General features: G+C 41.3%; 4 protein-coding genes. 1 reads left to right on the top strand and 3 read right to left on the bottom strand.

Features of this window, described 5'->3' with window-relative positions:
• The 3 genes from JWR87_RS01075 to JWR87_RS01085 all read right to left on the bottom strand — a co-directional run.
• The coding region (locus JWR87_RS01075) for an alpha/beta hydrolase family protein (RefSeq protein WP_297814702.1) at positions 1-865 on the bottom strand (865 nt) is incomplete at its 3' end.
• 490 nt (positions 866-1,355) lie between these two features.
• The gene (locus JWR87_RS01080) at positions 1,356-1,739 is read right to left on the bottom strand and encodes an acyl-CoA thioesterase (protein ID WP_297814703.1); all 384 of its coding nucleotides are present in this window, start codon (positions 1,737-1,739) and stop codon (positions 1,356-1,358) included.
• A 90-nt stretch (positions 1,740-1,829) separates the two neighbouring features.
• On the bottom strand, positions 1,830-2,477 hold the full coding sequence (locus JWR87_RS01085) for an HAD family phosphatase (protein ID WP_297814704.1): 648 nt from the start codon (positions 2,475-2,477) through the stop codon (positions 1,830-1,832).
• A 344-nt stretch (positions 2,478-2,821) separates the two neighbouring features.
• Here JWR87_RS01085 and JWR87_RS01090 point away from each other — a divergent pair.
• A partial coding sequence (locus JWR87_RS01090; RefSeq protein WP_297814705.1) for a DUF5107 domain-containing protein occupies positions 2,822-3,648 on the top strand: 827 nt, incomplete at its 3' end.

Here is a 3,648-nt window from a genome sequence, read left to right on the forward strand (position 1 = left end):
CATCAACATCTGGTCGGGCACACAAAACATCAAGCGCTTTTTTGTCTTCCGCATAAAACACACCGGGCCAGGTAGTTCCGGCCGAGAAGAGCGATTTTGCCATGATGTGTTCATGCCCGCTCGCCCACGTGTTGTAAGCCGCGATGCTTTGCCGGTCTGTAGAACTTCCATCGGTTATTCCATTTCTTAAGCGTGTTGGTACATCCTGCAGCATTACTCTTCTACTTCCAAATGTAAAGGAGTCGGAAACGAGGACAACATAACCGCGTTTGGCAATCTCATTTGCCCAAGCAAGCCCCGTATAATAATGCTCCTGGTGGTCTTTCATCATAGGGTGCTGGTCGTCCGAAGTCTTGGTGATTTTGTGACAACCGAAGTATTTGTTGCCCCCGTGATCATGAAAACCAAGAATGGCAGGTAATTTTCCTTTTGCATTCATCGGTTTTAGCAAGATCGCTTCTGTTGGCCGCCCGTAAGGTAGTTGCCACGTCAATTCTTCTACGTGTAGTCCATCGTAGGTATATTTCTTTTGTACGGTCACTGTTGGTAGTCCACCTATATCCGGGATCGCTAACCGTTCGGTAAGCCGTTGTTTTGCAGCTTTTTTCCAGGTCTCCACGTTTTTAAATTGCGGTCTCCGGAAAGAAAAAGAGGGCAATTTATTTTGATTGAGAGAGTTTGCCCAGGCACCATAGAGTCCGATAACGCTTAAGTCTTTGTCGTCTGCATTCAGACCGTCAGCCTCGTTGTTTGGGTTTTTATTTCCGCTGTTTGCGAAGGCATTTCCAGGCAGCATACTTCCTTGTGCAATACCGAGCCCGGTGAGCCCTGCAAGTTTTAAAAATTCTCTACGTTTATTTGGCATATAGGGGGTTTTAAAAGTCTGTTATTCTTTCATTGGTTGTTTAAAGACCTGCCGCAGTCAGCGTTACAGGAAAATGTCTAAGACCTTTACCAATTATTATCACTAAAAAAACCAGTTCGCCTGGCTAATTGGTGTGAAATTAATGCCCGGTCAATCTTGTTCGCTGAAGTAACTGGCATTCTTAAATATTCTACAAAGCATGGATGTCGTTTATTTGGATAGTAACAAGTTCTCCCGCGAAGGAGCCTGTAGTTCACGCAGGGAGCAAAGAACATGAAAACCGGTTTTACGTCTTCTTTGCGTGAATTTTCTAAAGTAAACGACGTTGAATAAACAAAGCCGACAATCCTATTATTTCATGCATATTATCCTCTCTAACCAAAATCTTTAAGCTTTAATTGAAAGTGGATTATTTAAGATTTTTTAAGTTAATATCATTGCTGCTGGTACCATAAAAATGCTTTAAAATTCCATTGTCGGTATTTACTGTTTAATATATCTTCACTGGCTTTTTATTGTCGTCGATTGCTACAAAACTGAATGTTCCGGTTATGGCTTTTTGTCTTAGGTCTGAATACATTTCTTCAATGAAAATTTCCACTAAGACCTTAAGGCTGGTATTTCCAACATAAACTACTTTGCCGATCAACTCAATGATTGTTCCTGCAGGTATCGGCCTCGTAAAATCAATCCTGTCTGATGAAACAGTTACTACCTTTTTCCTGCTAAACCTGGTTGCTGTTATAAAAGCTACTTCATCCATCAATTGCATGGCCGTTCCACCAAACATAGTGTCGTAATGATTGGTACTGTCGGGAAAAACGGCTTTGAAAATTCTTGTACTCGATTTTTCTATTCGTTCCTGATCTATCATAATGTTGTTATGTTACACCTCAAAAGTCTTTTCGCGTTCCATCTTTCACTTTTGATGTTTTAGCAGGCGACCGTTTTAACTTAAATGCCACTATAGTAAGTCCAGCATGGCATGAACGGATAAGCCCTCAAAATCTTCAATTACCAGGTGTGCGTTTGCCAGTTCTTCAGCAGTATGTGTAGTGGTAATTCCTATTACTTTCATCCCTGCATCTAAACCTGCTTTTATGCCGGGAAGCGAATCTTCGATCACTATGCAGTTTTTAGGCTCTATTTGTAATCGTGCAGCGGCTTTCAGATAAATTTCAGGATTTGGCTTACCAAAAAGCACATCAGCGGAGTGAAGAAGGGTATCGAAATAGTGGATGAGATGTATTTTTTCGAGAATAAAATAAAGGTTGATTTTTGGGGCGGAAGTGCCGACAGCTGTTTTTACATCTTTGGCTTTTAATGTTTGTAAAAAAGATACAAGCCCCTTAACCGGGCTTACTTCTTTATACAGTTCCCGGAAGAGTGCTTCCTTTTCATCTGCCCATATTTCGCTCCGTGCCTCGCTGAAGTTGTCTTTAAAAATGAAGCGCATGATCTCCTGGTTTGTTCGTCCATATACATGTCTTTTTAACTCGTCGTCTGTTAAAAACACGTCGTGTCGTTTCAGAAAGGCTTCAAAAGCAAGTTTGTGATATGGATTACTATCTACTATTACACCATCCATATCAAAAAGCACTGCCAGGTTCATGTCTCTTTATTTTAAATCCTTACATTAGGTAAAGGCTCAAATGGTTGTATGGTAACAAAGCCTTTCAAGAGAAACCTCTGCTGACAAAGATTTGCCAGCAAGAGATTTTTCTATTCGAAATGCTTGCCTGGTTGCAATTAACAACTTTTATTTTATTTCGTTTCAATATTTTTTGTTTTCGAAATCTTTTTTTTAATCAATTCGCCTTTCGTAACATTGCAATTGACGTTATTTTGAATACCAAGATCGGCTCCCGTTAGATTTCTCGTGTATTTTGAATTCCAATCGGGGCACTCTCCACAGGCAGAGTTGGTTTGCTGCCTAAACTGTAAAAGCTAAAACGGATGTATAAATTTTCCCGCGCTCAAATTCTTCTGTTGATTGCACCGCTTCTTTTTCTATCCCCGGTAGTGGCACAGCAAGCGTCTGTAAAACAAACGAGCGAATCAATTAAAACCTATCCCTTTTCCGATCCTAACCCGGTACCTGTGTTGGGTATTAATAAAAAGGTCGCTCCTTTTTATCCCTACTTTATGTTTGATGGATACACTACTAAAAGTGTGCAGCGGGATTGGAAGATCGTAAAGTTAGAAAACCCTTATATCACGGTGTCCGTCTTGCCAGAAGTGGGAGGCAAAGTAATGGGTGCGGTAGAAAAAGAAACGAATAATGAATTCGTTTATCTCAACCATGTGATGAAGTTTCGCGCTATCGGCATTCGGGGACCATGGACGAGTGGCGGTATTGAACACAATTTTGGTCTTGATCTTGGTCATGCACCCTGGGCTGCAGCAGCAGTTGATTATATCATTAAGAATAATGATGATGGCAGTGTAAGCTGCATTGTGGGTGGTCTTGACCTGGCTTCACGATCGGAGTGGCGGGTTGATATTCGGTTGCCTAAAGACAAAGCTTATTTTGAAACCAACTCTCTTTGGTTTAATCCAAGTCCTTTGCATCATTCTTACTTATCGTGGGAGAATGCTGCTTTTAAAGCCTCTGACGATTTGCAGTTTTACTTTCCCGGAAATCATCATATTGGTCATGATGGCGGCGCTTCTCCATGGCCGATTGATAAGCAAGGGCGCAATCTTGCACGGTATAAAGAAAATAACTTTGGAGACAGCAAATCTTATCATGTGGTGGGTGATTACCGTAATTGGTTTGGCGG

Origin of the sequence: Segetibacter sp., from assembly GCF_025963695.1 — a bacterium.
In the GTDB taxonomy this organism is placed as follows: Bacteria; Bacteroidota; Bacteroidia; order Chitinophagales; family Chitinophagaceae; genus Segetibacter.